Origin of the sequence: Pseudomonas akapageensis, assembly GCF_011355085.1 — a bacterium.
In the GTDB taxonomy this organism is placed as follows: domain Bacteria; phylum Pseudomonadota; class Gammaproteobacteria; order Pseudomonadales; family Pseudomonadaceae; genus Aquipseudomonas; species Aquipseudomonas akapageensis.
Map to the genome: position 1 here is coordinate 23,848 of NZ_VXCP01000009.1, position 25,578 is coordinate 49,425.

At 62.1% G+C, this 25,578-nt stretch carries 21 protein-coding genes; 11 read left to right on the forward strand and 10 right to left on the reverse strand.

The features are described 5' to 3' along the window. Positions 1-808: DMT family transporter (locus F2S13_RS06475; RefSeq protein WP_166359646.1), on the forward strand; the 808-nt coding region annotated here is incomplete at its 5' end. 10 nt (positions 809-818) lie between these two features. Here F2S13_RS06475 and F2S13_RS06480 read toward each other — a convergent pair. From F2S13_RS06480 to F2S13_RS06500, 5 genes are all read right to left on the reverse strand, one after another. Further along, complete coding sequence (locus tag F2S13_RS06480; RefSeq protein WP_166359647.1) at positions 819-2,438, reverse strand: MFS transporter; 1,620 nt, start codon at positions 2,436-2,438, stop codon at positions 819-821. Continuing rightward, on the reverse strand, positions 2,435-2,878 hold the full coding sequence (locus F2S13_RS06485; protein ID WP_166359648.1) for a DoxX family protein: 444 nt from the start codon (positions 2,876-2,878) through the stop codon (positions 2,435-2,437). Before F2S13_RS06485 ends, F2S13_RS06480 begins: the two co-directional genes overlap by 4 nt. 13 nt (positions 2,879-2,891) lie before the next feature. After that, positions 2,892-4,787, reverse strand: coding sequence for an amidohydrolase family protein (locus F2S13_RS06490; protein WP_166359649.1), 1,896 nt, complete (start codon positions 4,785-4,787; stop codon positions 2,892-2,894). Positions 4,788-4,855: 68 nt separating this feature from the next. Then, positions 4,856-5,128 carry a XapX domain-containing protein gene (locus F2S13_RS06495; protein ID WP_166359650.1) on the reverse strand — a complete coding sequence of 91 codons (273 nt, stop codon included), beginning with the start codon at positions 5,126-5,128 and terminating at the stop codon, positions 4,856-4,858. Positions 5,129-5,211: 83 nt separating this feature from the next. Then, on the reverse strand, positions 5,212-5,904 hold the full coding sequence (locus tag F2S13_RS06500; RefSeq protein WP_166359651.1) for a hydrolase: 693 nt from the start codon (positions 5,902-5,904) through the stop codon (positions 5,212-5,214). Positions 5,905-6,105: 201 nt separating this feature from the next. Here F2S13_RS06500 and F2S13_RS06505 point away from each other — a divergent pair, with 201 nt between their 5' ends. Next, positions 6,106-7,035 (forward strand): LysR family transcriptional regulator, encoded by a 930-nt coding sequence (locus tag F2S13_RS06505; RefSeq protein ID WP_166359652.1) that lies wholly within the window; start codon positions 6,106-6,108, stop codon positions 7,033-7,035. 214 nt (positions 7,036-7,249) lie between these two features. On the opposite strand, the gene F2S13_RS06510 is transcribed toward F2S13_RS06505, so the two are convergent. The 5 genes from F2S13_RS06510 to F2S13_RS06530 all read right to left on the reverse strand — a co-directional run bounded on the left by F2S13_RS06510 (position 7,250) and on the right by F2S13_RS06530 (position 13,547). Next, entirely contained in the window at positions 7,250-8,569 is a 1,320-nt protein-coding gene (locus F2S13_RS06510; protein WP_166359653.1) for an outer membrane protein transport protein, read from the reverse strand. 150 nt (positions 8,570-8,719) lie between these two features. Then, positions 8,720-10,621 carry an acyl-CoA synthetase gene (locus tag F2S13_RS06515; protein WP_166359654.1) on the reverse strand — a complete coding sequence of 634 codons (1,902 nt, stop codon included), beginning with the start codon at positions 10,619-10,621 and terminating at the stop codon, positions 8,720-8,722. Continuing rightward, complete coding sequence (locus tag F2S13_RS06520) at positions 10,621-11,577, reverse strand: fumarylacetoacetate hydrolase family protein (RefSeq protein WP_166359655.1); 957 nt, start codon at positions 11,575-11,577, stop codon at positions 10,621-10,623. Before F2S13_RS06520 ends, F2S13_RS06515 begins: the two co-directional genes overlap by 1 nt. 175 nt (positions 11,578-11,752) lie before the next feature. Beyond that, a complete protein-coding gene (locus tag F2S13_RS06525) occupies positions 11,753-12,844 on the reverse strand; it encodes a VOC family protein (RefSeq protein WP_166359656.1) in 1,092 nt (363 codons plus the stop codon). Positions 12,845-12,932: 88 nt separating this feature from the next. Next, positions 12,933-13,547 (reverse strand): TetR family transcriptional regulator, encoded by a 615-nt coding sequence (locus tag F2S13_RS06530; RefSeq protein WP_166359742.1) that lies wholly within the window; start codon positions 13,545-13,547, stop codon positions 12,933-12,935. Positions 13,548-13,812: 265 nt separating this feature from the next. Here F2S13_RS06530 and F2S13_RS06535 point away from each other — a divergent pair, with 265 nt between their 5' ends. The 9 genes from F2S13_RS06535 (at position 13,813) to F2S13_RS06575 (ending at position 25,573) form a co-directional block, all read left to right on the forward strand. Beyond that, positions 13,813-15,048: an NADH:flavin oxidoreductase/NADH oxidase family protein gene (locus F2S13_RS06535; RefSeq protein ID WP_166359657.1), complete on the forward strand. Its 1,236-nt coding sequence runs from the start codon at positions 13,813-13,815 to the stop codon at positions 15,046-15,048. Positions 15,049-15,160: 112 nt separating this feature from the next. Continuing rightward, a complete protein-coding gene (locus tag F2S13_RS06540) occupies positions 15,161-18,160 on the forward strand; it encodes a molybdopterin-dependent oxidoreductase (protein WP_166359658.1) in 3,000 nt (999 codons plus the stop codon). Next, positions 18,153-19,013, forward strand: a complete 861-nt coding sequence (locus F2S13_RS06545) for a 4Fe-4S dicluster domain-containing protein (protein ID WP_166359659.1) — start codon at positions 18,153-18,155, stop codon at positions 19,011-19,013. The genes F2S13_RS06540 and F2S13_RS06545 overlap by 8 nt, the downstream gene beginning before the upstream one ends. A 252-nt stretch (positions 19,014-19,265) precedes the next feature. Then, positions 19,266-19,991, forward strand: coding sequence for a cupin domain-containing protein (locus F2S13_RS06550; RefSeq protein ID WP_166359660.1), 726 nt, complete (start codon positions 19,266-19,268; stop codon positions 19,989-19,991). Positions 19,992-20,042: 51 nt separating this feature from the next. Next, on the forward strand, positions 20,043-20,591 hold the full coding sequence (locus tag F2S13_RS06555) for a 2,4'-dihydroxyacetophenone dioxygenase family protein (RefSeq protein ID WP_166359661.1): 549 nt from the start codon (positions 20,043-20,045) through the stop codon (positions 20,589-20,591). A 23-nt stretch (positions 20,592-20,614) separates the two neighbouring features. Continuing rightward, positions 20,615-21,862 (forward strand): CaiB/BaiF CoA transferase family protein, encoded by a 1,248-nt coding sequence (locus tag F2S13_RS06560; RefSeq protein ID WP_166359662.1) that lies wholly within the window; start codon positions 20,615-20,617, stop codon positions 21,860-21,862. Next, a complete protein-coding gene (locus tag F2S13_RS06565; RefSeq protein ID WP_166359663.1) occupies positions 21,859-22,623 on the forward strand; it encodes an enoyl-CoA hydratase-related protein in 765 nt (254 codons plus the stop codon). Before F2S13_RS06560 ends, F2S13_RS06565 begins: the two co-directional genes overlap by 4 nt. Beyond that, positions 22,608-24,416: an acyclic terpene utilization AtuA family protein gene (locus F2S13_RS06570; protein WP_166359664.1), complete on the forward strand. Its 1,809-nt coding sequence runs from the start codon at positions 22,608-22,610 to the stop codon at positions 24,414-24,416. Before F2S13_RS06565 ends, F2S13_RS06570 begins: the two co-directional genes overlap by 16 nt. Further along, positions 24,413-25,573, forward strand: coding sequence for an acyl-CoA dehydrogenase family protein (locus F2S13_RS06575; protein WP_166359665.1), 1,161 nt, complete (start codon positions 24,413-24,415; stop codon positions 25,571-25,573). Before F2S13_RS06570 ends, F2S13_RS06575 begins: the two co-directional genes overlap by 4 nt. The last annotated feature ends 5 nt before the right edge of the window (positions 25,574-25,578 follow it).

Below are 25,578 nucleotides of genomic sequence, written 5' to 3' on the forward strand. Positions count from 1 at the left end.
GGCGGCCGAACTGATCAGTCCTATCCAGATCGTGTTCCTGCGAGTGCTGTTCGGTTTCTTCCCGATCCTGGCGCTCGCGCTTTATCGCGGCGTCCTGTGCAAGCAACACCTGCGCCACTGGCCCCATTTCCTTGTCATGTCGATCTTGGCGACCGCGTTGTATTACTACGCCTTCGCAAAGGGGACCGCGCTGCTGCCATCCAGTGTCGCCGGCATGCTCAGCGGTGCCATCCCGCTTTTTACATTTGTGCTGACGGCGCTGTTTCTAAAGCAAGAGTCGATCAATGTTAGAAAAATCGTCGGCGTGGTATTGGGATTCCTGGGAGTGCTGCTGATCGCTCGCCCTTGGAATACCGGTGCTGGCGGGCTCGATTTGTGGGGCGTGGGCTACATGATTCTGGGGTCGCTCAGCCTCGGAAGCTCGTTCGTCTATGCCAGGCGTTTCATGTCCAATCTGGAAATCACGCCCCTCGCGTTGTCCACGTATCAGGTCGGATTGGCGCTTTTCATTCTCGCGGTGGTGACGCCCTATTCGGGCTTGAGCAACATCGGTCAAAGTGGTGTCGCCTTGGCCGGACTCGTCCTGGGTCTCGGACTGACAGGCACTGGGGTCGCTTACGTCCTCTATTACTTCATCGTACAGCGCATGGGAGCGGTGCAAGCCTCGACAGTGACATACCTGCCGCCGGTTGTGGCGCTGCTGATCGGGCTACTTGTCGGAGAGGCGCTGCGGGTGATGGATCTGATCGCCATGAGTGCAATTCTCCTGGGTGTGTATGTGATCCAGACGTCTATTCAGCAACGCTAGCTACCTGCCCCTATGCCCGCCCTTCGCTCGGGTGGTTGAACGCCAGGAAATGCCGCACTACGGGCCTGCCTTCGCCCCGGTGGAAACGCAGCACTTCGGTCTGGATGTCGGCGTCCGCCCTGGAAACCCGGTGATGCTGACGCAAATGTTCGGCCCAGGACTCGACCTGGAACCATTCGAGCATCAGATCAGGTTCGGCCGCATCTTCGCTGATGGCCCAGGCGTAGGCGCCATCGCGCCGCCGCTCGGCCGACAGCCGGGCCAGCGCCTTCAAGAAGTCGGCGCGCTCCTGCGGCAAGACGCGGTATTCGATCTGGATCAGTACCGGTCCCCGATCATGCTCGACCGGTGCCGCCGTCAGCGGCTCGGGCCAGTGTCTGGAGGGCATCAGGTCGGCCTCACCCTTGGGCAGCTTGAGCCGATGGGCGACCAGGCCCACCACGACCAAGCCGGCGGCACCCGTCAGCAGCGTGAACGGCACGCCGATCAGTGTCGCCACCGCACCCCAGCTCAGGGTACCTAAGGTCATGGCACCGTTGAACACCGTGAGATACACCGCCAGCGAGCGGCCGCGCACCCAGTTGGGCAGGATGGCCTGCGCCACGCCACTGAGGGTGGTCAGCGCAGTGATCCAGGCTGCGCCCAACGCCAGCAAGGCAGCCACCGCCGCCCACTGCGGCGGCGCGAACGAGAGGAAGGCCATGACCGCCGCCGTCACCAGCGCCGCCACTAACAGCAGGCCGTCGGCACTCAGGTGTGCACGCAGTTTCGGCATGATGATGGCTCCAGCGATAGCGCCCAGGCCGACGGCGCCAAGCAGGATGCCGTAAAAGCCGGCGCCACCGCCGAGCAGGCTGCGCGCCACCAGCGGAAGCAGAGCCCAGACCGAACTGGCCAGGGCGAAGAATACGAAAGCGCGCACCAGGACGACATGCAACTCGCGGCTGGCGCGGGCATAACGTAGCCCCGCTCGGAATGCGCCAGGGAAACGCTCGGCCAGCACATCCTGCGCGGCCACTGGTCGCCGCCACCACAACAGTGCGCAGATGACGAAAACATAGGTGATGACATCTACCCCATAGGTGAACGCCGCCCCCAGGCTGGCGAGGATCAGCCCGCCCAGCGCCGGGCCGATGGCGCGGGCGATGTTGATCCCCAGCGAGTTGAGCGCCACCGCGTTCTTGAGGTCTTTCTTCTCCACCAGTTCGGGCACGATGGCCTGCCAGGTCGGCCCCATCAGCGCCGCGCCGATGCCGCCGAGGAGCGTCAGGGCCACCAGCGAGGTAACCGACTGCAGACCGCCGAGTGACAGTAGCATCAGGCAAATGCTGACACTGGCCAGCAGGAACTGGATGACGATCAGGAGCTTGCGCCGGTCGAGGATATCGGACAGCACGCCGGCGGGAATCGCCAGCAGGAAAATCGGCAGTGTCGCGGCGGCCTGCACCAGTGCGACGGCCACTGGCGACGACGACAGGTCGGTCATGATCCAGGCGCTGGCGACATCGCGGATGAAGCTGCCGGTGTTGCCGATGATCGTCGCGACCCACAGGACTGCAAAAAACGTCTGCCGCAAAGGCGCGAAACTACCGGTAGACGCGGAAACGGATTGCGATGATTCCTTGCTCATGATGCTTCTCGCTCTTTCAGGTCCAGCCAGACGACCAGCAGGAATCCGCCCACCAGTCCGAGATGCTCGAAGAACGAATTGGCGGCCATGAAGCGCTCTTGCCCGGCCGGCAGTTCCCAGAAACGCAAGGCGATGCCGGTGGCCAGCAAGGTGAACCCCGCCAGCCCCAGCGCGCCCAGCCAACGCAGCCAGCCGCTGAGGATCATCGCAGAGGCTCCCAGTTCGAGCAGGATCACCAGCACCGCGAACAGCGGTGCTGGCGACAAGCCGAAATGGGTCATCTCGCCGATCGCGCCCGGAAAGTCCGTGAGTTTGGCCAGCCCACCTTGCAGATAAGCTGCACACAGGCCGAGGTAGGCGACGAAGCGCACGGCGGGCGAGCCGAGCACCGGCCGTACGGCAGCAGTCAGTTTTCGCTCGAATGAATTGGACGTTGGCATGGGTCAGTCTCCTCTACACGGCCCAGCAGGAGCAGCCCAGGGCACCGAAGAAACTCCTGGCGTCCGACACCGGAGCACTGGAGGCCCAGGCGCGCGCATGGTCATGACCGTGCAGACCGCAGGAGCTGGCGCAGCCGCATGAAGCCGCGGCCTGGGCGCGCAACGGCGCCAGCGAGTTCCTGCCGGCCCCATCGGGCTCTCCCCAGGCGCCGTAGCCCTTGAAGGTGCGGGTCGGTGACCAGTCGGGCATGGCTGGCGGGAGCGGGTTATCGTCGAGCGACGCGAATTCGCCCGCGCCGTAGACCACACGCCCTCCGACCACGGTCAGGTCGCAGGTGAGGAAGGAAATTTCGTCCTCGGGCACCGTGAAATAGTCCTTGCACGGCACGATCAGGTCGGCGAACTGACCTGCCTGGATACGCCCCCGTTTGCCTTCTTCATTGGAGAACCAGGCGACGTTCTCGGTCCACATGCGCAATGCCGTCTCCCGGTCGAGCAGATTGCGCTGCGGATACAGGTTCAGGCCGCCCACCGTCTTGCCAGTGACCATCCAGGACAGCGATACCCAAGGGTTGTAGGAGGCCACGCGGGTGGCGTCGGTACCGGCGGAGACCTTCACGCCTTTCTCCATCATGCGCTTGACCGGCGGGGTTGCCTCGGCGGCGCGGGCGCCATAGCGCTCGACGAAGTATTCGCCCTGGTAGGCCATGCGGTGCTGCACGGCGATGCCGCCGCCGAGCGCCGCGATACGGTCGATGGACTTCTCCGAGATAGTTTCGGCGTGGTCGAAGAACCAGTTGATTCCCTGCAGCGGGATGTCCTGGTTGACCTTCTCGAATACGTCCAGTGCGCGCGTGATGGTTTCGTCGTAGGTCGCGTGCAACCGCCAGGGCCACCTGTTCTGTGCGAGGATGCGTACCACTTCTTCAAGTTCGCCCTCCATCTGCGGCGGCATGTCGGGCCGTGGTTGGCGGAAGTCCTCGAAGTCCGCCGCCGAGAACACCAGCATCTCGCCGGCGCCGTTGTGGCGGAAGTAGTCGTTGCCCTGCTTGTACTTCACGCTTGAGGTCCATTTCAGGAAGTCCTCCTTTTCCTCCTTGGGCTTCTGCGTGAACAGGTTATAGGCCAGCCGTACGGTCATCTGGCCCTCGTCGGCCAGCTTCTGGATGACGGCGTAGTCGTCGGGGTAGTTCTGAAAGCCGCCGCCAGCATCTATCACCCCGGTCACGCCGAGGCGGTTGAGTTCGCGCATGAAGTGGCGGGTGGAATTGACCTGGTAATCGAACGGCAGCTTGGGCCCCTTGGCCAGGGTAGCGTAGAGGATCATCGCATTGGGCTTGGCCAGCAGCAGGCCGGTGGGGTTGCCGTTGGCGTCGCGGGTGATCTGGCCGCCCGGTGGCTCGGGCGTGTCCCGAGTGTAGCCAACGGCGCGCAGCGCGGCACCGTTGAGCAGCGCACGGTCGTACAGGTGCAGCAGGAACACCGGTGTGTCGGGCGCGACCGCGTTGATCTCGGCGATAGTTGGCAGGCGCTTCTCGGCGAACTGGTGCTCGGTGAAGCCGCCGACCACGCGTACCCATTGCGGTGCGGGGGTGATGGCCACCTGGCGTCTGAGCATGTCCATGGCGTCGGCCAGCGAACGCACGCCGTCCCAGCGCAGCTCCAGGTTGTAGTTGAGGCCGCCGCGAATCACGTGGGTATGGTTGTCGAACAGGCCGGGCAGCACGCTGCGGCGCTTGAGATCGATGATCCGAGTGCCGGAACCTGCCAGGGGCATGATCTCCTGGTCCGATCCCACGGCCAGGAACTTGCCATCCTTGATGGCAACGGCGCTGGCAACGGGATTGCTGCGATCGAGCGTGGTGATCTGACCATTACGGAAAATAATCTCGGGAACGGAATCGGTCACGGTGGATTCTCCTTTATTGAGTATTTCAGCGACGGCGTTGCGTCCCAGCGAGTGCCGGGCCAGGTTGTTCACGTCTTATCTGTATCCTCCGCCTGCTGCCTGGCATGCCGACCGGGCAACTGACCGAACAGATGGCTGACGGTGTGCGTCTTGTCGCAGGCGGCGTTGAATGCCGTGCCACAGAGCAATTGTTTGCCGATCGGAATGATCTGCTCGCCGGCCAGGATGCCGAGCAGCCCGACCAGGGCCACTAGTGGCGGCGCTGGTGAGCGCACGTTGAGCAGACTGTAGACGACGCCGACCAACAGGCCGGCGCCCAGGGACAGGGCATAGAGTTTCATGCTTCACCTCGTTGCCGATTCCCCCGTGGCGCGGAGCCATCGGCCGGCATGCGCCCGACGACTCCTGCCACGGGATGGGTGGTTTACTTGGCCGGGTTGGGGCCGATGCGCTCGCCGTGTTGCACGCGCTCCGGAGCCTTGTGCACCATGGTGTAGGCATAATCCACGCCCATGCCGTAAGCGCCGGAGTGTTCCTTCACGATCGCCATCACGTCGTCGTAGGTTTCCTTGCGTGCCCAGTCGCGCTGCCATTCGAGCAGCACCTGCTGCCAGGTCACCGGTACGATGCCGGCCTGGACCATGCGGTCCATGGCGTACTTGTGCGCCTCGACCGAGGTGCCGCCGGAGGCGTCGGCGACCATGTAGATTTCATAGTCGGTGTCGTTCAGGCACGACAGCGCGAAGGTGGTGTTGCACACCTCGGTCCACAGGCCGGAGACGACGATCTTCTTGCGGCCTGCGGCGGCGTGCCTGGCCAGCGCATCGCGCACGTTCTGGTCGTCCCAGGAGTTCATCGAGGTACGTTCGAGGATCTTGTTCTCGGGGAACACGGCCAGCAGCTCGGGATAGGTGTTGCCGGAGAAACCTTCGGTCTCGACGGTGGTGATGGTGGTGGGGATGTCGAACGCCTTGGCAGCCTTGGCCAGACCCACGACGTTGTTCTTCAGGACCTGGCGGTCGATCGACTGCACGCCGAAGGCCATCTGCGGCTGCTGGTCGATGAAGATGACCTGGCTGTTCTGCGGAGTCAGGACATCGAGATATTTGTTGGACATGGTAGATCTCCTTCAACGATTGAACGGGTTCGAAAGCGGCAATTCGTTTTGACGGAGTAACTATAGGTAGTCGAATCTATGTTGTGAATGGAATTGATGGAAAACCATTATTTCCATATTTGATTTGATTGGTGGCGATTTTCATGCCGATCGTTGAGAATCCTATCGAGTCAATGTGATCGGATCATTTCCAGGACTGCCATGAAGAAACTGCCGGATCTCGAAGCCTGGGCGATCTTCGCCAAGGTGACGGAAACGGGCTCCTTCGCCCGGGCCGCGAGCGAACTCGGCCTGTCGCAAGCCACTGTCTCCAAGGCCATCACTCGCCTGGAAGGGCGCATGAAGACCATGCTGTTCCATCGTACTTCGCGGCGGATGTCGCTGACCGAGAGTGGCCACGCCGCGCTGGATCGTGCCGCGCGCATCCTGGCTGAAGGCGAGGCGGTCGAGGCCGAGGTGGCCGAGCAGTCGACCAGCCTGCGCGGGCTCATCCGGGTTACGGCGCCGATGTCGTTTGGCGTCTCGCACCTGGCGCCGATATTGCCGGATTTCATGGCGCGCCACCCCGACGTGGTGCTCGACGTTCATTTCAGCGACGAGATGATCGACCTGGTTGCCCAGGGGTTCGACATGGCCCTGCGGATTTCGACTCTGGCCGACTCCAGCCTGCTGGCCCGGCGTCTGTGCACCGTGCGCATCCTGCTGGTCGGCGCGCCGGCCTACTTCGAACGCCATGGTCGTCCCGGCCACCCGCGCGACCTGGCCGGGCACCGCGCGTTGAATTACAGCTATTCGCGCGGCGGCAGTAGCTGGCGTTTCTGCCACAAACGGCATGGGGAGTTCGCCCAGGCAATGCCTGTGTCATTGCTGGCCAACAATGCCGAAGCTCTGGCCCCGGCCTTGCGGGCGGGGCTGGGCCTGGCGCTGCAGCCCGAATTCCTGGCCTGGGAGGACCTGCAGTCGGGGGCGCTGGAGACGATGATGGAGGACTGGCAGGTGGAGCCGATCGCGCTGCACATCGTGACTCCGCCTGGGCGCAGCCGTCCGGCTCGCGTGCAAATGCTGATCGACTACCTGGTCGAGTGCTTCGCTAGTGCGCCGTGGGCGCAGGTTGGCGGGAAGTTGGAGTGAGTTGCCATTGCTGCCTTTGGCGAAGGGCAGCTTGCGACCCTGTGGGAGCGGGCTTGCCCGCGATTCAGACGCCGCGGTCGGTCTACATCACCGCGGTGATGCCATCGCTGGCAAGCCAGCTCCCACAGGGTTTACCCCTACATCGATGTCGGCTCCTGGCCGGAAGCTGCCCTTGGGGCGAGGTCACCTTGGAGCTGCTTGAAGCCGGCAGGCATTAGTAGCGATACGTCGCCTGCACTGAAACTCCATTCGCACTATTTTCATATTTGGCATTGTATTCCGGTTGCAGACCAGAGTTGTTCGCCTGATTGACCGAGACTTTGGAATCCCAGAGATAACCGTAAGCAAAGTCTATCGTCAGATCGGGATTCGGCGAAAAAGCGCCGCCCAAGGTCACGGCTTGGCGGTTACCAACCGGAACGCGCACACTGCGGTCGGCATTCCTGATTGGCGACGGATCATAGGCGTAGCCTGCACGCAGCAGCCATTGTTGGTTCAATTGATAGGATGCGCCAACGGCCGTGGCCCAGGTGTCGCGCCAGTTCATTTCTTCGATCACACTTCCCAGGCCAGCCGCCTGGCCTACGGGGGAAAGACCGCTGTTGACTACCTCGATCTTCTGGATTCGGCTCCAACGTTTCCAGGTGGTCCCCAGGTATCCCGTCCAGCGACTATTGAAATGATGGGTAATGGACGTGTCCACGGATTCGGGCATTGTGAGGTCTAGTTTGTTGTCATACTTTCCGTCCAGTGGAATAACGCTTGGGGAGCCAGAAACTTCAGTATGCCCTTCAAGTTCATAGTCTACCTTCGAGTGATAGTTGATCCCCCAACGGGTTGCCTCAGTAAAGTCAACCAGGATGCCGACGTTGTAGCCAAGTGCGGTGTCATCGCCTTTGATCGTGACCAGTGTGTCCTGGCCGTTGTTCAGGGCGCCGGTGGCCAGGTAATTCTGCAGCTTTGCATCGAAATGGTTCAGGGTCGGTCCGCCACCAATGGACAAGTAATCATTGATCCGATAGGCGATGGTGGGCTGCAGGGTGATCTCCTTGGTCGAACTATAGGAACCATGGTAACGGCCCTGAAAAGTGCTCTCGTAGTCATTGATCAGACCACTCGGAACATAGAGGCCCAGGCCAATCGAAAAACGATCATCAAGCGGCGTCGACATATAGGCAAAGGGCACGACCCCCAACGGTACCGAGTCCCCCTTGTTCGTTCCTGGGGCACTGCTCTGCGCATCACTGATGTCGTCGCTCGCCGAGACGACCGCGGCCCCGCCGGAAATCTCGCTGCGCTTCAATTTGGTCAAGCCTGCAGGGTTGCCAAAGATGGTGCTGGCATCCAGCGCGGAAGAAGATCTTCCGGCATAAGCAGTTCCCGCGCTGCTCGCACTTTGTTCGTTCAAGGCAATGCCATTGGCCCCCGCGCTTGTGGAAGCGCTGATTATTGCCGCGGCACCTGCGAATTTGATCCAGGAAGACACTTCTCGCACAGCTGAGTGGCACGGGGTTGCACGGTTGCTCGGTTTCATTTCCCACCTCGTATTGTTTTTATTGATTGGTGCGCAGGCAAAGCTTCACCTTCCGGTGCACTTGGAAGTTCCGGTTGGAGTTGGTCGAAGTTGTGAAAGGCCCTGGCTGACTAGTACCAGGGCCGGGGTGCCGAACTTACGAAGTCAGGTTCATTTGAGCCACTCGACCTGAAAGCTGTAGCGCCCCAGCAGGGGAGCCAGGATTTCCTGGCTGGTTCCGGGCCTGATGCAGGCGACATGCCCACGGCGATTATCCTGCACGACCTCCACTGCAATATCCGCAAGCCCCAGACGGTCCACTTCCTGCTGAACAACTCTGGCAATTTCCCGCTGCTGCAAGGCGGGCTTGAATATCTTGCCCACGGCAGTCAGAGGCAGCGTTTCGAGGATTTCAATGCGCTTGGGAACCGCTGCCCGCTCGTTGATGTTGAGATGAGCGAAGGCTTCAAGTTCTTCGGCATTGCAGGTTTGTCCGGGGCGCAGTTGAACGTAGGCGACCGGCACCTCGCCCGAGTAGACGTCGGGGCTGCCGATTGCAGCGGCCAGGGCGACGGCGGGGTGCAACTGCAGAGCCTCTTCGATTTGCTTGGGATCGATGTTGTGGCCGCCGCGGATGATCAACTCCTTTTTGCGTCCGGTCAGCCAGAAATAACCCTGGGCATCCTGGCGACCCAAATCGCCCGTATTCAGCCAGCGCTGACCGTCGATCTCGATCCAGAGGTCCCGGTTATGACTTTCCTCCAGATAGCCGGCGAAGAGGTTCGGACCACTGATCGTGATCAGGCCGGTCTCATCAACATTGGCGTCGCGCAGGTACGCTCCGCAATCATCGAGCAAGACCGCGCGCATATGCTGGTAGGCGATCCGTATCCCGATGGAGCCGATACGACGTTCGCCATGGGGCGGATTGACCGAGGAAACGCAGGCGCCCTCGGTAAGTCCGTAACCTTCAAGAATCTTCAGCCCGGTCTTCTGCTCGAACTCTCGGAAAAGCTCAGCCGGCATGGGGGCGGCGCCACACATGGCATAGCGAAGACTGGACAGGTCGCGACCCTGCCGGTCAGTTTGCAAAAGTGCCGCATACACAGTTGGTACGCCGGAAAAGAAGTTGATACCGAAGTGCTCGACCATTTCCCAGAATCGTGTGATCACCCCCTCGCCACGATAACCATGAGGCGTCCCGAGGATCACATGGTCGCCTTGAGTCCAGGGCATCAGCCCGGTGACCAGTTGTCCATTGACATGAAATAGCGGCAGGCCACAAAAGATGACCTGGCCACTACGGCGTGGCTGCAGGTGAGCGGCCATGGCCCATGCATTGAAGACTTCCGAACCATGGGTACGCGCGGCGATCTTGGGGAGCCCGGTGGTGCCGCCGGTACAGATGTAGGAGGAACGCTCATCCTGGCGAATTTGCCGCCCGCTCTTCAGGTGCGTGTGTGGCTGAGCATTCATCAGCGATAGCAAATCGTGGATCGCGATACCGCTGTGCAAGTCTCGCTCCTTCTGTGCCACGGCTTTCATGGCCACACGCACAGGTTCGGCGACATAGGGTTCCATGCTGACCCAGACGACATGCCTGACCGTGGGCAACTGATCCAGTTGCGAAGCCAGTTTGGGCCACAGATCGCTGCCCCCGCTCGGTGCGAGTGTCACCACCACGGATGCCTTTGCGGCATTCAGCAAGCCAGCGATCTGCTTGGCCTCGAGCAGAGGATTGATCGCCATGACGATGCCCGCCGCTTCCCCACCCCAGATGGTGAAGTGGGTTTCCGGGAGGTTGGGCAGGATGAACGCAAGCACCTCGCCGGGTTTAATGCCCAGGTCATGGAAGGCATTTGCCGCGCGGGTGATATCAGCGAAGAGCTGGTAGTAGTTCCACTCGAAGGTGCGCGTGAAATCGGCGGCATCGGCAAAGAAGCTCAGTGCCGGTGCCTGGGGAGTGCGCTCGACGGCTTGTCGCAAAGCTGCGTAGGTACTGGGCGCCAGGCCACGCGCCGACAACGGGACTCGTTCGAGTTTTTCGATATCGTTCAGGGTTTGCACCGTCATCAGGCTTCCCCCACGACTCGGTTGCGTTGCACGCCGAGGTCGATCACGCCATCGGCGCTGCGAATGCGCGCCTCGACCACGTCACCTGGCTTGAGATACTGCGTCCGGCTTTCCTGCGCCTTGAGGAAAAGCTTCCACTTGGTGGCTTCCGGCATCAGGGCTGCAATGCGCTGTTTGGCGGGCGAGGGTATCGTCAGGGCACAACCTGCAGGAGTACCCGTGGCGATCAGATCGCCGGGTGCGAGATCCTGCAACGAGGAGAGTTCGGTCAGGGTTTCAGCTGGGCCGTAAACCAGGTTGGCCGTGCTGTCGTCCTGTCGCACCTGGTCGTTGACCGTCAGGCGCAGCTGCAGTGCTTTCAGGTAAGGCATGCTCTTGGCGTCCAGCAGGCAAAGGTAGGGGCCGACCGGGCCAAAGGTGCGGAAGCTCTTGCCCTTGTAGAACTGCATCTGGGGAATCTGAATGTCACGCGCCGAGTAGTCATTGACAATGACGACGCCTGCAATGAACTCATGCAAATTGGCGTCGGTGACGGCAACCGCGCCGGTGATCGCGCGTTTCATCACCAACCCCAGTTCAATCTCGTAATCCAGGAAGCGCACGCTGCGCGGCTTGATCAGGTCGCTGTCGGCTGCCACCAGGCAACTCGTTGCCTTGGTAAAGATCATGTTGAAGTTCTTCGCGTCCGGGTCCATGCCTGACTCGATCATGTGCTGACGGTAATTGGCGCCCTGACAGACGAACTGCTGGTTACGGGTCACCGGCGACAGCAGTTTCACTTCGCTCTCATTCAACTCCGTACCTGTCAATCGAGCGAGGTCGTCGATACTGTTCTGGCGAATGAAGTCACCGGTGGTTTCAAAAGCACCGGGGACAACCGTGATACGGCCTTGGCGCAGCACGCCCCAGTGGATACCGTTCTCGAATTCAAAGCGGACTACGTGTACAGCAGACATTGAAGGTACTCCTGGAGCGGCGTTTGTCCCGCGTTCGGTGGCGCGAGAACTTTGGTGTTGTTCTGAGAGGGGGCTGGCAACGCTGCAGATCAGCGAGCCGCCGATGATCAATGCGCCGGCTTTAAGCACATCCCGCCGGCCATGCCTGGTTGAATTGCTCGACATGCCAGCAGCGCTACCCGAACATCCGCATGAGTGTCATCAACTTGCGAATGGTAAGGTCCGGGCTGCGGCGCAGGTTGCGGATCAGTGCGCGCAGACTGGTCAGGCTCATCCTGGGTTTGGTAAAACTCCTGGGCATGCGCTGCCCCCACTGCGCCATGGCTTCGGGGCTCACGGGATGAATGCCGGTGGGCTGTACGGCCGTGAAGATATCGCCGTCGCAGTAGTGCTCGTGCTTGTCACCCCAAGGGTCTTGCCAGTAATCGAAGATCTGGCTGCCCAGAATGTGCCGGCCGATTCCCCATGAGTGCTGCCAACCCCGCTCCCGCAGGACGCGCTGCCCCATGCCCACCGCGTCTGCATCGACAACCTCGTAGGCGCTATGGCTATAGGTCGCCATGAACCCTTGCGCTATCGCGAGCGTATGGTGATCCGCGGGAATTTCACCGAGGTCAAGGCGCATGAAGGCGACGATGGGGGTGCCGTCCGGGAGTACCTGCACATCGCTTGGAATAAACCCGAAATGCTGGGTATACCAGGCGCAGGTCGCCTGATAGTCGGCCACTTCAATGACGACATGGCCAAGCCTGAGTACTTCAGGTGGAGCAATCGGCGGGCGCTGCGTGGCGTTGATGCGCGGTTGCTCCTGCGCCACATTCCAGAGAAGGGGGGCTCTGTGTGCCAGATTTTTACCTGGAGTCTGGTCGCAAACGGCTTCCACAATGAAACCGGAAGGGTCAGTCAGTCTGACGTAGTACCCGCTACCCGGATGTTCTGATTTCTCGACCGGTGACGCACCTGGAATTCGCGTCAGTTTTTCCAGATCCGAGAGAGACTGGACGGCCAGTCCGAATCCAATAAAACGCGCATGGTCCGCACGATGGACACGGTAACAGTAGGAAGTGGGCTCGGTGGCGCGTAGATAGAGCGTATCGGCGTCCTGTCGACTGACTGTCAGGCCGAAGTCGGTCAGGAAACGCGCCGCCTCGTTCAAGTCCGGCCTTTGAAAAATCAGGTGCGTCAGATCCTGGGCCTTCACCGTTGGCTGCGGATGCCGTGCAGGTTGTTGCGTTGCCAACTGGGGCATTTCATTTTTGCTGTTCATTGTTCTTGTTTTCCGGGTTTTCAGGGTAAAGCGTCCCCGCACCCCTGAAAATGCCAGGGGTGTTGTCTGGTTTAGTCAGCTAACGCGCTCAGTCGATAGAGGGAAGTGCCGGCAACTCTGTGGTCGCCAAGGCACGAGCCTCCTCTTGAGGTACACCCAATGCCCGGAGCACCAGCTCGGCTGTGTCAGAGCCTGATTCGCGCCATGTTTTATGTCCTTCCAGCACCAGGAAAATCGAGCCCAGGACGCTGCTCGATATCAGCGTCAGGACCGAGAGCAATTGCTCCTGCGCAAAGGTGTACCGCCCACTGGAAAGTCCGCTCAGCAGATCCGTAGTCGCCTGGCTGGAAAACATTTCGCGCAACGAAGAATTGCTCATGGCGAATTTATGTATGAACGCCCCCCACTTGGAATCCTCGTGAGCCCGACGAATGAAGAATCGAATTCCATTGGCAAGGCGCTGAGCCGGATCGGAGAGGGAATCGAAGCTCTTGTTGACGCGCTCGTGCATCTCTCTGGCGAGATGGCTGGCGACCGTTTCGAACAGGCTTTCCATGTTGTCGATGTTGCTATAGATCGTTCCGCGTGCCACGCCTGCCTCTTGCGCGAGGTCGAGGACGTTCACCTGCGAGGTGCCTTTTTCAGCGAACAGGCGAAAGGCGGCTTGATGTATGCGGCGCTGCGTCGGATTCAGGGATTCCACGGTCTCTCTCTCCAGGATTACCTCATGGGTCAATTGAACACGCGTGTTCATTTGGCGTCAATAAGGTTTTTTGCATTAAAAACGCGCTTCACGGTAAAAGCCGGTCTATGACTCCCATGAAATCTAGCTGCTCGAGTGATGTGGCAAGGTCGACGAGGGCTGTTCAGATTTCAACATATTGACTTAAATGAACACGCGTGTTCAGCTCTTTGGTGTTTCTGGCTCGCCCCCTCGGGCCGACTTTTCATTAACCGAAGGACAGAACATGACCGGCTCAAAGCTCTTCGAACCGCTTCGATTGCCTAACGGCACGGTGATTCCAAATCGAATCGCCAAGGCTGCCATGGAGGAGAACCTTGCCAATGATGATCACGCTCCAGGGGAAGCGCTGGCCAGGCTTTATCGGCGTTGGGCGGACGGTGGGGCCGGTCTGATCATCACAGGCAACGTCATGGTTGATCGCCATGCCTTGACCGGACCGGCTGGCGTGGTGCTTGAGGACGCTCGAAACCTGGGCAAATTCAGGCTATGGGCCGATGCTTGCCGCAGTCGTGGAGCCCAGGCCTGGATGCAAATCAATCATCCCGGGCGGCAGTTGTTGACCTCAATGGGGCAGCCGGCACGGGGGCCTTCAGCGGTCGCTGTCGACATTCCCGGACTATCAAAGGCTTTTGTCCCGCCCAGAGCCTTGAATGAGCAGGAAATCGAAGAGCTGATCGAGCGCTATACCCGTGCTGCAGTGCTGGCCGAGCGTGCAGGATTCACCGGGGTGGAGATTCACGCAGCGCATGGCTATCTGTTCAGCCAATTCCTGTCGCCCTTGACCAACCGGCGTAACGACCGGTGGGGTGGCAGCCTGGAAAATCGTGCGCAAATTCTCCTGCGAACCATCGACGCAATACGTCAGCGAGTGGCACCGGCCTTTTGTGTCGCCGTGAAACTCAATTCCGCGGACTTTCAGCGAGGCGGTTTCGATGCCGAGGATGCGGCTCGCGTGGTGGAAATGCTCAACGCCAAGGCGGTCGACCTGGTCGAGTTGTCAGGTGGCAGCTACGAAAGCCCGGCGATGCAGGGGCAGACCCGCGATGGCAGTAGTTTGGCTCGAGAAGCCTATTTTCTCGAGATCGCGCAGAGAATTGGAGAAATAGCGCGCATGCCGCTGATGGTCACCGGCGGCGTGCGTAGAAAGGCGGTCGCGGAGCGAGTGGTGAGCGGCTCGGTGTCGATGGTGGGGCTTGCCACTGCGCTGGCAATCGAGCCGGCCCTGCCACGCCTGTGGATGGCAGGCCAGGACACCGAAGTGGAGCCCATTGTCGTCCGCTGGAAGAACAAGGCGCTGGCATCGCTTGCCGTGTCATCGGTGGTCAAGAAGCAACTCGGCTTGCTGAGCCGGGGGAAACGGACAAGGCCCCGGACGTCGCCGCTCATGGCATTGATCGGCAATCAGCTGAAGGCTCGTCGCCAGGCGAAGAGCTATCGGCAATGGATTGGCCAGGCCTAGCCCCTGGTGGAGGGAGTCGGTCCGCACATCGAACTGCTTCCCCCACCGCCCACTGATTCCGAGACGTCGTTCCGCTGGAGCACCTCAAAACCCAATACCGGTGGCAACCTGAATGAAAAAAATACTTCTAAAAACAATACTGTTCGCCTTGCCGAAGGTACTCGGCTTCACTGCCCGCAAACATCCGCAATTCCGCGCCCGGCTCAAGCAAAAGAATTGCACCGCTTATATCGGCCTACAGGACGGCAGCATCGGCCGCTTCTTGCAGATCAGGGGCGGCAAGGTGTCGTCGCGCGTCGGCACAGCAGCGCAGGCCGATGTCAGCATTCTGTTCAAGGACCTGCCGACGGCGCTGAAATTCCTCATGCCCAATCCGGACATGAGCGAGATCGTCCACGCAGCCAAGAATTTCAAGGTCGTCGCCAGTGGCCCGGACCATCTGGTTGTGTGGTTCACGCAGACGCTCAGCCTCAGCCAGACGGTCGGCCTGGAGATGGGCCTGCCGATGCGCGACGGCACACGCCGCTACACCACCTGCACCAATGGCGGCCCGCTGTTCGTCTATGTCAAGAACGGGCGGATCCAGCGCGTCACGCCGCTCGAACTGGACGACAAGGATGCACCGAGCTGGGAACTGCAGGCGCGGGGCAAGATCTTCCGGCCCAAACGCCGCGCGCTGGTGGCGCCGCACGCCCTGTCGCTGAAGTCTCTGGTCTACTCGGAAAAACGCATTCTCCAGCCGATGAAGCGGGTCGATTTCGACCCCGACGGTGAGCGTAATCCGCAGAACCGGGGCAAGTCGCCCTACGTGCCCATCAGCTGGGAAGAGGCGCTGACTATCGTCGCCAAGGAAATCAACCGGCAGAAGCGCGTTCACGGACCCGGCTCGATCACCTTTCCGATGTCGTCCCACCACCAGTGGGGCAATGTCGGCTATTACCTCAGTTCGCTGACGCGTTTCGCCAACCTGATCGGCTTCACCCGTGTCGCTGCCAACCCGGACAGCTGGGAGGGCTGGTACTGGGGCGCCATGCACCATTTCGGCAATTCCATGCGGATCGGCGTGCCGGCCGGCTATGGCGGTATCGAGGACTGCCTCAAGGAAGCTGAGATGATGGTCTTCTGGTCCTGTGATCCGGAGAGCACCAACGGCGCCTATGCCGGTTTCGAAGGAACAACCCGCCGCCTGTGGGCCAAGGAACTCGGCATCGAGTTCATCCATATCGATCCGCACAACAACCCGACGGCGCAGCTCCTCGGCGGGCGCTGGATTCCGATCCGGCCGCAGACCGACGCCGCTTTGGCGACCGCCATCATGTACGTATGGGCTGTTGAGGGCCTGTACGACAAGGATTACGTCGCAAACCGCACGACCGGCTTCGAGGAGTGGAAAAGCTACCTGCTGGGCGAAACCGACGGCATCCCCAAGACCCCCGAGTGGCAGGAAGGCGAAACCGGCGTGCCGGCCAAGGACGTGCGCGCCCTGGCCCGCAAGTGGGGCAACCGGAAAGTCTATCTGGCGACCGGCATGACTGGGGCTGGCTTCGGCGGTGCCTGTCGCGGCGCGACCGGGCAGCAGTGGGCGCGCTGCATGATCATGATGATGGGTATGCAGGGTTGGGGAAAACCTGGCGTCAATTTCGGCTGCCTGCAGGTTGGTGCGCCGGTGGACCATCATTTCTACTTCCCCGGCTATGCCGACGGCGGGATATCCGGCGACCTGATGTGGACCGGCAACGCCGTGAACAACTATCAGCGCATGCCCCACATCCTGACCATGAACCCGGTCAAGCAGATGGTGCCGCGCCAGCAGCTGCCCGACGCCATCATCGATGGCCACGCCACTGGCTATCTGTGGGACGGCATGTCGCAGGAGGCGCAATTCGCGCCCTTCACCTATCCGATGCCGGGTTATTCGCCCATCCATATGATCTACCGTTACGGCGGCTCGTCCTTCAGCACGGTCACCCGCTCCGGGCGCTGGGTCGATGCCTACCGCCACGACAGCATCGAGTTCGTCGTGAACCAGTCGATCTGGATGGAGGGAGAGGCTCAGTTCGCCGACATCATCTTGCCGGCCTGTACTCAGCTAGAGCGCTGGGACATCGGCGAATGGTGCAATTCCGGCGGTTATGCCCACCATGGTTACACCCTGGTCAATCATCGCGTCATGACGCTGCAGCACAAGTGCATTGAACCGCTTGGCGAGTCTCGGTCGGACTACGACATCTTCGCGGCCATCCTCGAACGCCTGAGCTTGGGCGGCGTATTCACCGAGGGTTGCACCGAGCTCGACTGGGCCAAACGGGTCTTCGACTCATCCGACCTGCCGGACCATATTTCGTGGACCGACTTCTGCCGCAAGGGCTATTACGTCGTCCCGCCGGAAAAGCCCGAACTGCGCCCACCGGTCGACATGCGCTGGTTCGCCGAAGGGCGACAGAAGGACGTGCCGGAGCCGCATCCGCTGCCCTCCCAGTGGTCGGAGGAATTCGGCAAGGGTTTGCAAACGCCTAGCGGTAAGCTGGAGTTCATTCCCGAAATCCTCAAGCGCCACACCAAGGACAATCCCGACCGACCGGCGCTCAACCGTTACATCCCCTCCTGGGAAGGATTGGGGACAATCCATCTGGTCGCCAAGTATCCGCTGCAGATGATTGCGACCCATTCCCGCTACAGCTTCCACACTTCGAGCGACGGCAAGAATAGCGTTACCAGTCGGGTGCAGGACCATCGTGCTCGCATTGCCGGTCACGATTTCTGGCTACTGCGCATCAGCCCTGCCGATGCGGCTACCCGCGGCATTTCGCAGCGCGACCTGGTCAAGGTTTACAACGACCGCGGAGTGGTGATCTGCGCCGCCGACGTGTCGGCCCTGGTGGTGCCGGGGGTGGTGAAGTCCTACGAGGCGAGCGCGGAGTTCCAGATGGTGGAAGTGGCCGGCGAAACGGTGGAAATCGGCGGCTGCATGAATATCCTCACCCCGGATCGGTCGCAGACCCAGGGGACCAGCAGCATGAGTCCCAATTCATGCCTGGTCCAAATCGAAAAATGGCAAGGCGCCGAGGCGTTCAAGTGCCTGCGCGCCGAGGCGGGAGCAGTACATGAGTAAGTGGAATCTGATCATCAACGTGGGGCGTTGCGAGAATTGCTATAACTGCGTGCTCGCCGAGCAGGACGAGCATGTTGGCAACGACTATCCGGGCTACGCGGCGCCGGCTTCCCTCAACAGTGAGGCGCCAATCCGCATCCTGCGGCGGGTGCAAGGGGAGGCTCCGATGGTTGAGACCACCTATCTGCCGGTGATGTGCAACCACTGCGACGATGCGCCGTGCATGAAGGTCGGCGGCGACGCGATCAAGAAGCGTGCCGATGGCATCGTCGTAATTGATCCGGTGAAGGCTAAAGGCCGCAAGGACATCGTTCGCTCCTGCCCATACAAGGCCATCGTCTGGAACGAGGAGCAGCAGCTTCCTCAGACCTGGATCTTCGACGCCCACCTGCTCGACGGCGGCTGGAAAGGCCCGCGCTGTCAGCAGGTCTGTCCGACGGACGTGTTTGAAGCGGTGAAACTCGACGACAAGGCGATGCAGGCGAAGGCGTGCAAGGAAGGGTTGCGGGTGCTGCTACCCAAGTTGAACGCGAAGCCGAGGGTCTATTACCGGGGGCTGGAGCGTTGGGACACGTGCTTTATTGGCGGCAGCGTCAGCGCGAGCGTTGACGGCGTGGTCGATTGCATCGCCGGTGCCGAAATCTCGCTCCTTCAGGGTGCCAAAGTCATCGCGGTAACGTACAGCGATGCCTTTGGTGACTTCCGCTTTGACGGCCTGGCCAAGAAAAGCGGCTGCTATCGCATCGAAGTCCGCCACGGCCTGGGCGTGGCGCAGCGCGACTGCGAGCTCGACGAAAGCATCTATCTCGCAGAGATCCAGCTCGTGACCAGCCAGCAGAATTGCATTAGCTGAAGAGTTCGTTTTGTTTGAGGTCGAGTCCACGCATCGGCTTGGACTCGGATTGGCTTGAATAAGATGGTTATCTGCCAGAGCCAAGCGGGCGCTGGCTTTTTCAAGGGCCTGCTGGTCGCTCCGCGACGTTGAACGCCCATGAGGTGCTTGACGAAGGTCTTTTTTCATGTCAAAACTCCTAACATTAGAACGTTAGGTTTATGTCATGTCGGAGGTTCGATGCTTACGCGAAATGTTCAGGATCCAGCCGCAATGAAAGCCATCCCCACTGTGATCAGGGCGGCGGACCTTGCCGCCTACTCGCCGGCGAACCACACCGGCACCACCAACGTGCGCGTGATTGGCCCCGAGACTGTGGGCGCGACGGCACTCGAAGTACTGATCGGCACGATCGTGAAATCCCATGGCGCGAAGCCGCACGCGCATCCGCATCTGGAGCAATGCGCCTACATGATTGAAGGCACTGGCGAGTCGCAAGCGCAGGGTCGCGTCGACGTGATGAGCCCCGGAACCTGGACCTACGCGCCGGCGGGCGTGTTCCATACATTTCGCGTGACCAGCGACCAGCCCGGACGGCTGCTGGTCGTCTATGCGCCGCCTTATGGCGAGAACCCGGCGCACACGATCACGGAACCCGACCCTGCGGTCGTTGAGCGCGGCGAAGTCCGCGTGCTTGCCGCCGCCGAGGCCGCCACCCCGATCGTCCCGCTCATCGATCGCGACACCGTCGGCGCGCAGTGGGTCGATATCTCGGCGCTGCGGATGCGTGCCGGCGACGCATGGGCCTGCACGACCGAGCCTGAGGCCGAGCAGGTTCTCTACGTCGAAGACGGACGGATCGAGGCCCACGTCGACGGGCAGGACTTCCAGCTCGCGGCGGGCGACTTCCTATTTCTACCTTGCGGGGTCGTCACAGCCCTGCGCTGCACGCCGGAGCAGTCCGCATCCGGCTTTCTCATCAAAGGACGGCTTCCGTAAAGGACAGCTTCCGTCAACCGCGTTACTCACAACAACAAAAGGAATCAACTCATGAACGCTAAATTTCCCACCCAGCAAAAAACGTCCACCGGCGCGTTGCTGCCGTTGGTCGGCCTCCCGCAGGACACTCTGCTGACCGTCAACATCGAGCAGGTCCCACTGATCAAGAATGTCTTCCCGGGCATCCACATTCAGCCACTACGTATCGACCCTGAGCGCGGCGAGTGGGTCTTCAAGGCCATCGTGGAGCCCGGTTGCTCCCTGCCGATTCACTACCACACCGGTACGGCGCAGGTGTGGACAATCCAGGGCTGCTGGAAGTATCTCGAGTACCCCGACCAGCCGCAGACGGCGGGCTCCTACCTGTTCGAGCCGGGCGGCTCTGTACACACCTTCTACACCCCCAAGGAAAACACCGAGGACACCATCACCATCGCCTGGATCGAAGGCGCGCAGGTCAGCTTCAACGAGGACGGCACCTTCCACTCGATGAATGACGCAACTTCGATCCAGTACGCGCTCGAGTCCCTCGCGGCGGCGCGCGGTATCGGACCGGTGCCCTACATCCGCGGCAACAGCGCCGACATAGCCGGTTCCTGACCGAAAAGAGGAGCACGGACCGAATGAACAACAATTCAAGCCAGGGCGGGCCGCTCGCCGGCCTGCGCATTATCGACATCACCGAAGTCGTCATGGGACCTTCGGCCACGCAGATGCTGGCTGACCTTGGCGCCGACGTGATCAAGGTGGAGCCGCCCGGTGGCGACATGCTGCGCGCCACCGGGCCCGGCGGCCGCGCTGGCGCCGGTCCGCTGTTCCTCAACCTCAACCGCAACAAGCGCAGTATCGTGCTGGACCTTAAGAATCCTGTCGGCAAGGAGGCGCTGCTGAAGCTGGCGCAGACGGCCGACGCGCTGATCTACAACGTGCGGCCGCAGGCCATGCAGCGGCTCGGGCTGGATTACGAAGCGGTACGGCAGGTGAACCCGGGCATTATCTATGTCGGCACCTTCGGTTTCAGCCAGCGCGGCCGCTATGCGGCCTCGCGCGCCTTCGACGACCTGATCCAGGCCGCCGTCGCGATCCCCGAGGCCAGCGTGCGGGCGGGGTCCGAGGTACCGCGCTATGCACCGCTCAACCTCTCGGACCGGGCGACGGGCCTGTACGCATTCGGTGTGATCTGCGCGGCGCTGCTGGCGCGCGAACGCACGGGACGCGGCCAGTCGGTCGATGTGCCGATGTTCGAGACGACCGCGCAGATGATGCTGGGCGATCACCTCTACGGCCACACGTTCATCCCGCCGCGCGGTGGCTTCGGCTATCCGCGGCTGCTCAACCCGCAGCGGCGACCGTACGCCACACAGGACGGTCTTGTATGCCTGGTCGTCTACACCGACGAGCAGTGGAAGGCCTTCATGCGCGTGGTCGGCGAGGCCGAGCGGTTCGAGAGCGACCCGCGGTTTGCCGATGGCGAATCACGCACGCAGCATGTCGAGGTGCTGTACGAAATCCTCTCCGACAACCTGAAAACCAAGACCACGAAAGAATGGGAAGAGCTGCTGGGGCCGCTCGGCATCCCGGTGCTCCCGGCGCATACCTTCGAGACCCTGCTGGAGGATCCGCACCTGAAGGACATCGGCTTCTTCCAACAATTCGAGCACCCCACCGAGGGCGTGCTGCGGACCATGGCGGTGCCGAGCGAATGGCCGCAATCGCCGCTGCCGCCGTTGCGCCCGCCGCCGCTGTTGGGTGAACACAGCGAGGAAGTGCTCGCGGAGGCTGGCTACTCGCGCGAGCAGATCCGCGAGATGGTACTGACCAGCGTGACCCAGGTGACGACGGTACCCAAGGAAACGGAGATCAGGGCATGACAACGGTCCTTCAAGAAAGCCGGCAGGGTGGTCGGCTAATTCTCACCATCGACCGCCCGGAGCGCCGGAATGCGCTCAACGCAGGTGTTATCGCGGCGCTGCAGCAAGCCCTGCAGCGCGCCAGGGCGGACGACTCGATCCGCGCTGTCGTGCTCACCGGCGCGGGCGACGAGGCGTTCTGCGCCGGTGCCGACCTGGGCGCGGATGCCTTCGTGTTCGACTACGCCACGCCGACCATCGCCTATGCCGACCTGCTGCGCACCGCCCGCACGCTCGATGTGCCGCTCATCGCGCGGGTCAACGGTGCCTGCATGGCCGGCGGCATGGGCCTGCTCGCGATGTGTGACCTCGCCATCGCTGCCCCGCACGCGATCTTCGGCCTGCCAGAGGCGAAGGTCGGCGTGTTCCCGATGCAAGTGCTCGCCGTGCTGCAGGCCCAGGTGCCGCAGCGCTGCCTGGTGCAACTTTGCCTGACGGGTGACCCGATCGATGCCGCGAGAGCGCGCGAAATCGGCCTGATCAATGAGGTGGCCGGCGACCTCGACGGTACGCTCGAGCGCCTGCTGTCGCGTCTGCTCGGCAACTCGCCCACCGCGCTACGCCGCGGCCTGTATGCGATCAAGGCGATGCGCTCGATGTCGTTCGAAGAGGCGATCGCCTTCGGCGAAGGCCAGATCGGCCTGCTGGCCATGACGCAGGATGCGCGCGAGGGCATCGCCGCATTCAAGGAAAAAAGGAAACCGCAATGGACCAACAAGTGAATCCGCAAACCACGAACAAGCTCGTGCGCATCGGCGGCGCCTCGGGCTTCTGGGGCGACAGCAGCCTCGGGCCGATGCAGCTGGTGCGCCAGGGCGACATCGACTACCTGGTGTTCGACTATCTCGCCGAGCTGACGATGTCGATCCTCGCCGGCGCACGCATGAAGCGTCCTGAGGAAGGCTACGCCATCGACTTCGTCACGGTGGCGCTGCGCTCAGTGCTCAAGCAGGCTGTAGAGAAGGGCATTCGCATCGTCAGCAACGCCGGCGGCGTGAACCCGAAAGGCTGCGCCGCGGCGGTGCAGGCTCTGGCCGACGAACTGGGCGTGGCGGTGCGCATCGCGATCGTCGAAGGCGACGACGTGCTGCCACTCGCGGCCGCCATGCGGGCGGCCGGCACGGTCGGAATGTCCAACGGTGAACCGATGCCGGAGCGGTTGGTAACGGCCAATGCCTACCTTGGCGCGCTGCCGGTCGCGCAGGCGCTCGATGCCGGTGCCGACATCGTCATCACCGGCCGCTGCGTCGACAGTGCTGTCACCCTTGGCGTGCTGATGCATGAATTCGGCTGGACATCTGACGACTTCGACCGGCTTTGCGCGGGCAGCCTCGCTGGCCACATCATCGAATGCGGCTGCCAGGCCACCGGTGGCTTGCACACCGACTGGGCCGCGGTGCCCGACTGGGCCAACATCGGTTATCCGATCGTGGAGTGCCGCGACGACGGCAGCTTTGTCGTCACCAAACCCGCGGACACCGGTGGGCTCGTCTCGCCCGGGACGGTCGGCGAGCAACTTCTGTACGAAATCGGAGATCCGGCCCGCTATCTGCTACCGGATGTGGTCTGCGACTTCCGCCAGGTGCGCCTGGAGCAAGTCGGGCTGCATCGCGTGCTGGTGACCGGTGCGCGCGGCCTGCCACCGACAGCTACCTACAAGGTCAGCGCCACTGCGCCGGCGGGCTTCAAGGTGTCCGGGCAGCTCACTATCGTCGGGATCGATGCCGCCGCAAAAGCCAGGCGCACCGGCGAAGCGCTGCTCGAGCGGGGCCGTCGGTTGCTGCGCGAGAACGGGTTCGCGGACTTCCTGGCGACGCACATCGAGCTGCTTGGCACCGAGTCGGCCTACGGCCCGCTCGCCCGGCTGTTGCCGACGCGCGAAGTCGTGCTGCGCCTGACCGTGACGCACGCAGACCGGCGGGCGCTGGAGATGTACAGCCGCGAGTTCGCCGCACCCGGCACGTCATGGTCGCCGGGTACGACCGGTTCAGGTGGCCGTCCCTCCGTGTCGCCGGTCTTGCGGCAGTTCGCCTGGCTCATTTCGAAGGAACAGGTGACGCCGACGGTCACGCTCGGCGAGACGACGTTCAGCGTGAGGTTGCCGCCGTCATCATCGGAGGGGGTGCCGGAACGGCTGGGGCCCATCGAGGGTGCGCTGCCCGCTGGTCCACGCCATACCGTGCCGCTCGTGAGAATTGCGCTCGGGCGAAGCGGCGACAAGGGCGATACGTCCAATATCGGCCTGATCGCCCGCCATCCGGCGCTGTTGCCGGTGCTGATCGAGCAGGTGACGCCCGAACGCGTGAAGGATTACCTCGGCCACCTGGTGCAGGGGCCGGTGCATCGATACGAACTGCCCGGTATTCACGCCATCAACCTCCTATGCGAGCGCGCGCTGGGCGGCGGCGGCATGGCGTCGCTGCGCAATGACCCGCTCGGCAAGGGCATGGCGCAGATGCTGCTCGACATGCCGGTCGAGGTGCCCGAAAGCCTGCTGCAGGAACTGCCCGCATGAATTTCGATTTATCGGACGACCAGCTCGCGATCCGCGAAGCCGTCGGGGCGATCTGCGCCGACTTCGGTGCCGATTACTGGCGAGAGCGCGAGCGCGACGGGCGCTGGCCGGGTGAATTTTGCGACACCGTCGCCCGTGGCGGCTGGTTCGGCGTGACCATGCCCAAGGAGTACGGCGGCGCCGGCCTGGGTATCTCGGAAGCCGCAATGGTGATGCGCACTATCGGCAAACTCGGCTCGGCGGCGGTGTCGTCGGTGCATTTGAACCTCTTCGGCCCGCAACCCGTGGTCGTATTCGGCAGCGAGGCGCAGAAGCGGCGTTTTCTGCCGCCGTTGATCGAAGGCACGGATCGCGCTTGCTTCGGCGTGACCGAGCCCAACATCGGCTCTGATACCACACGTATCAGAACCTTCGCGCGCCGCTCGGGCGACCGCTACATCGTCAACGGCCAGAAGGTCTGGACCTCGACCGCACAGCACGCCAACAAGATCCTGCTGGTGGCCCGGACGACGCCGATCGAGGAATGCGCGAGGCCGATAGACGGTGTCACGCTGTTTTATACGGACCTCGACCGCGCGCATGTGCGCATCTGCGAGATCGAGAAGATGGCGCGCAAGGCCGTGGACTCGAACGAACTGTTCATCGACGGGCTGGAGATCCCGGTCGAGGATCGCATCGGCGAGGAAGGCCAGGGGTTCAAGTACCTGCTGCACGGCCTGAACCCGGAGCGCATCCTCGTCGCGGCCTCTGCGCTTGGTGCCGCGCAGACGGCACTGACGAGTGCGACGGACTATGCCAGGGAACGCGTCGTGTTCGGGCGGCCGATCGGCATGAACCAGGCGATCCAGCATCCGCTGGCCGAATGCTGGATGCGCCTGCAAGCGGCCGAGCTTGTGATGTGGAAGGCGGCTGCGCTCTATGATGCCGGCAAGCCCTGCGGCGTCGAGGCCACGGCGGCGAAGTACCTGGCGGCCGAGGCCAGCTTCGAGACTTCATTGCGTGCGGTGCGCACCCATGGCGGATTCGGATATGCCACGGAGTACCACGTCGAGCGCGGCTTGCGCGAAAGCGTGCTGTCACTGCTCGCGCCGCTGACGCAGGAGCTCGCGCTGTGCTACGTCGCAGAGCAGGCGCTCGGCCTGCCGAAGTCGTATTGACCTGC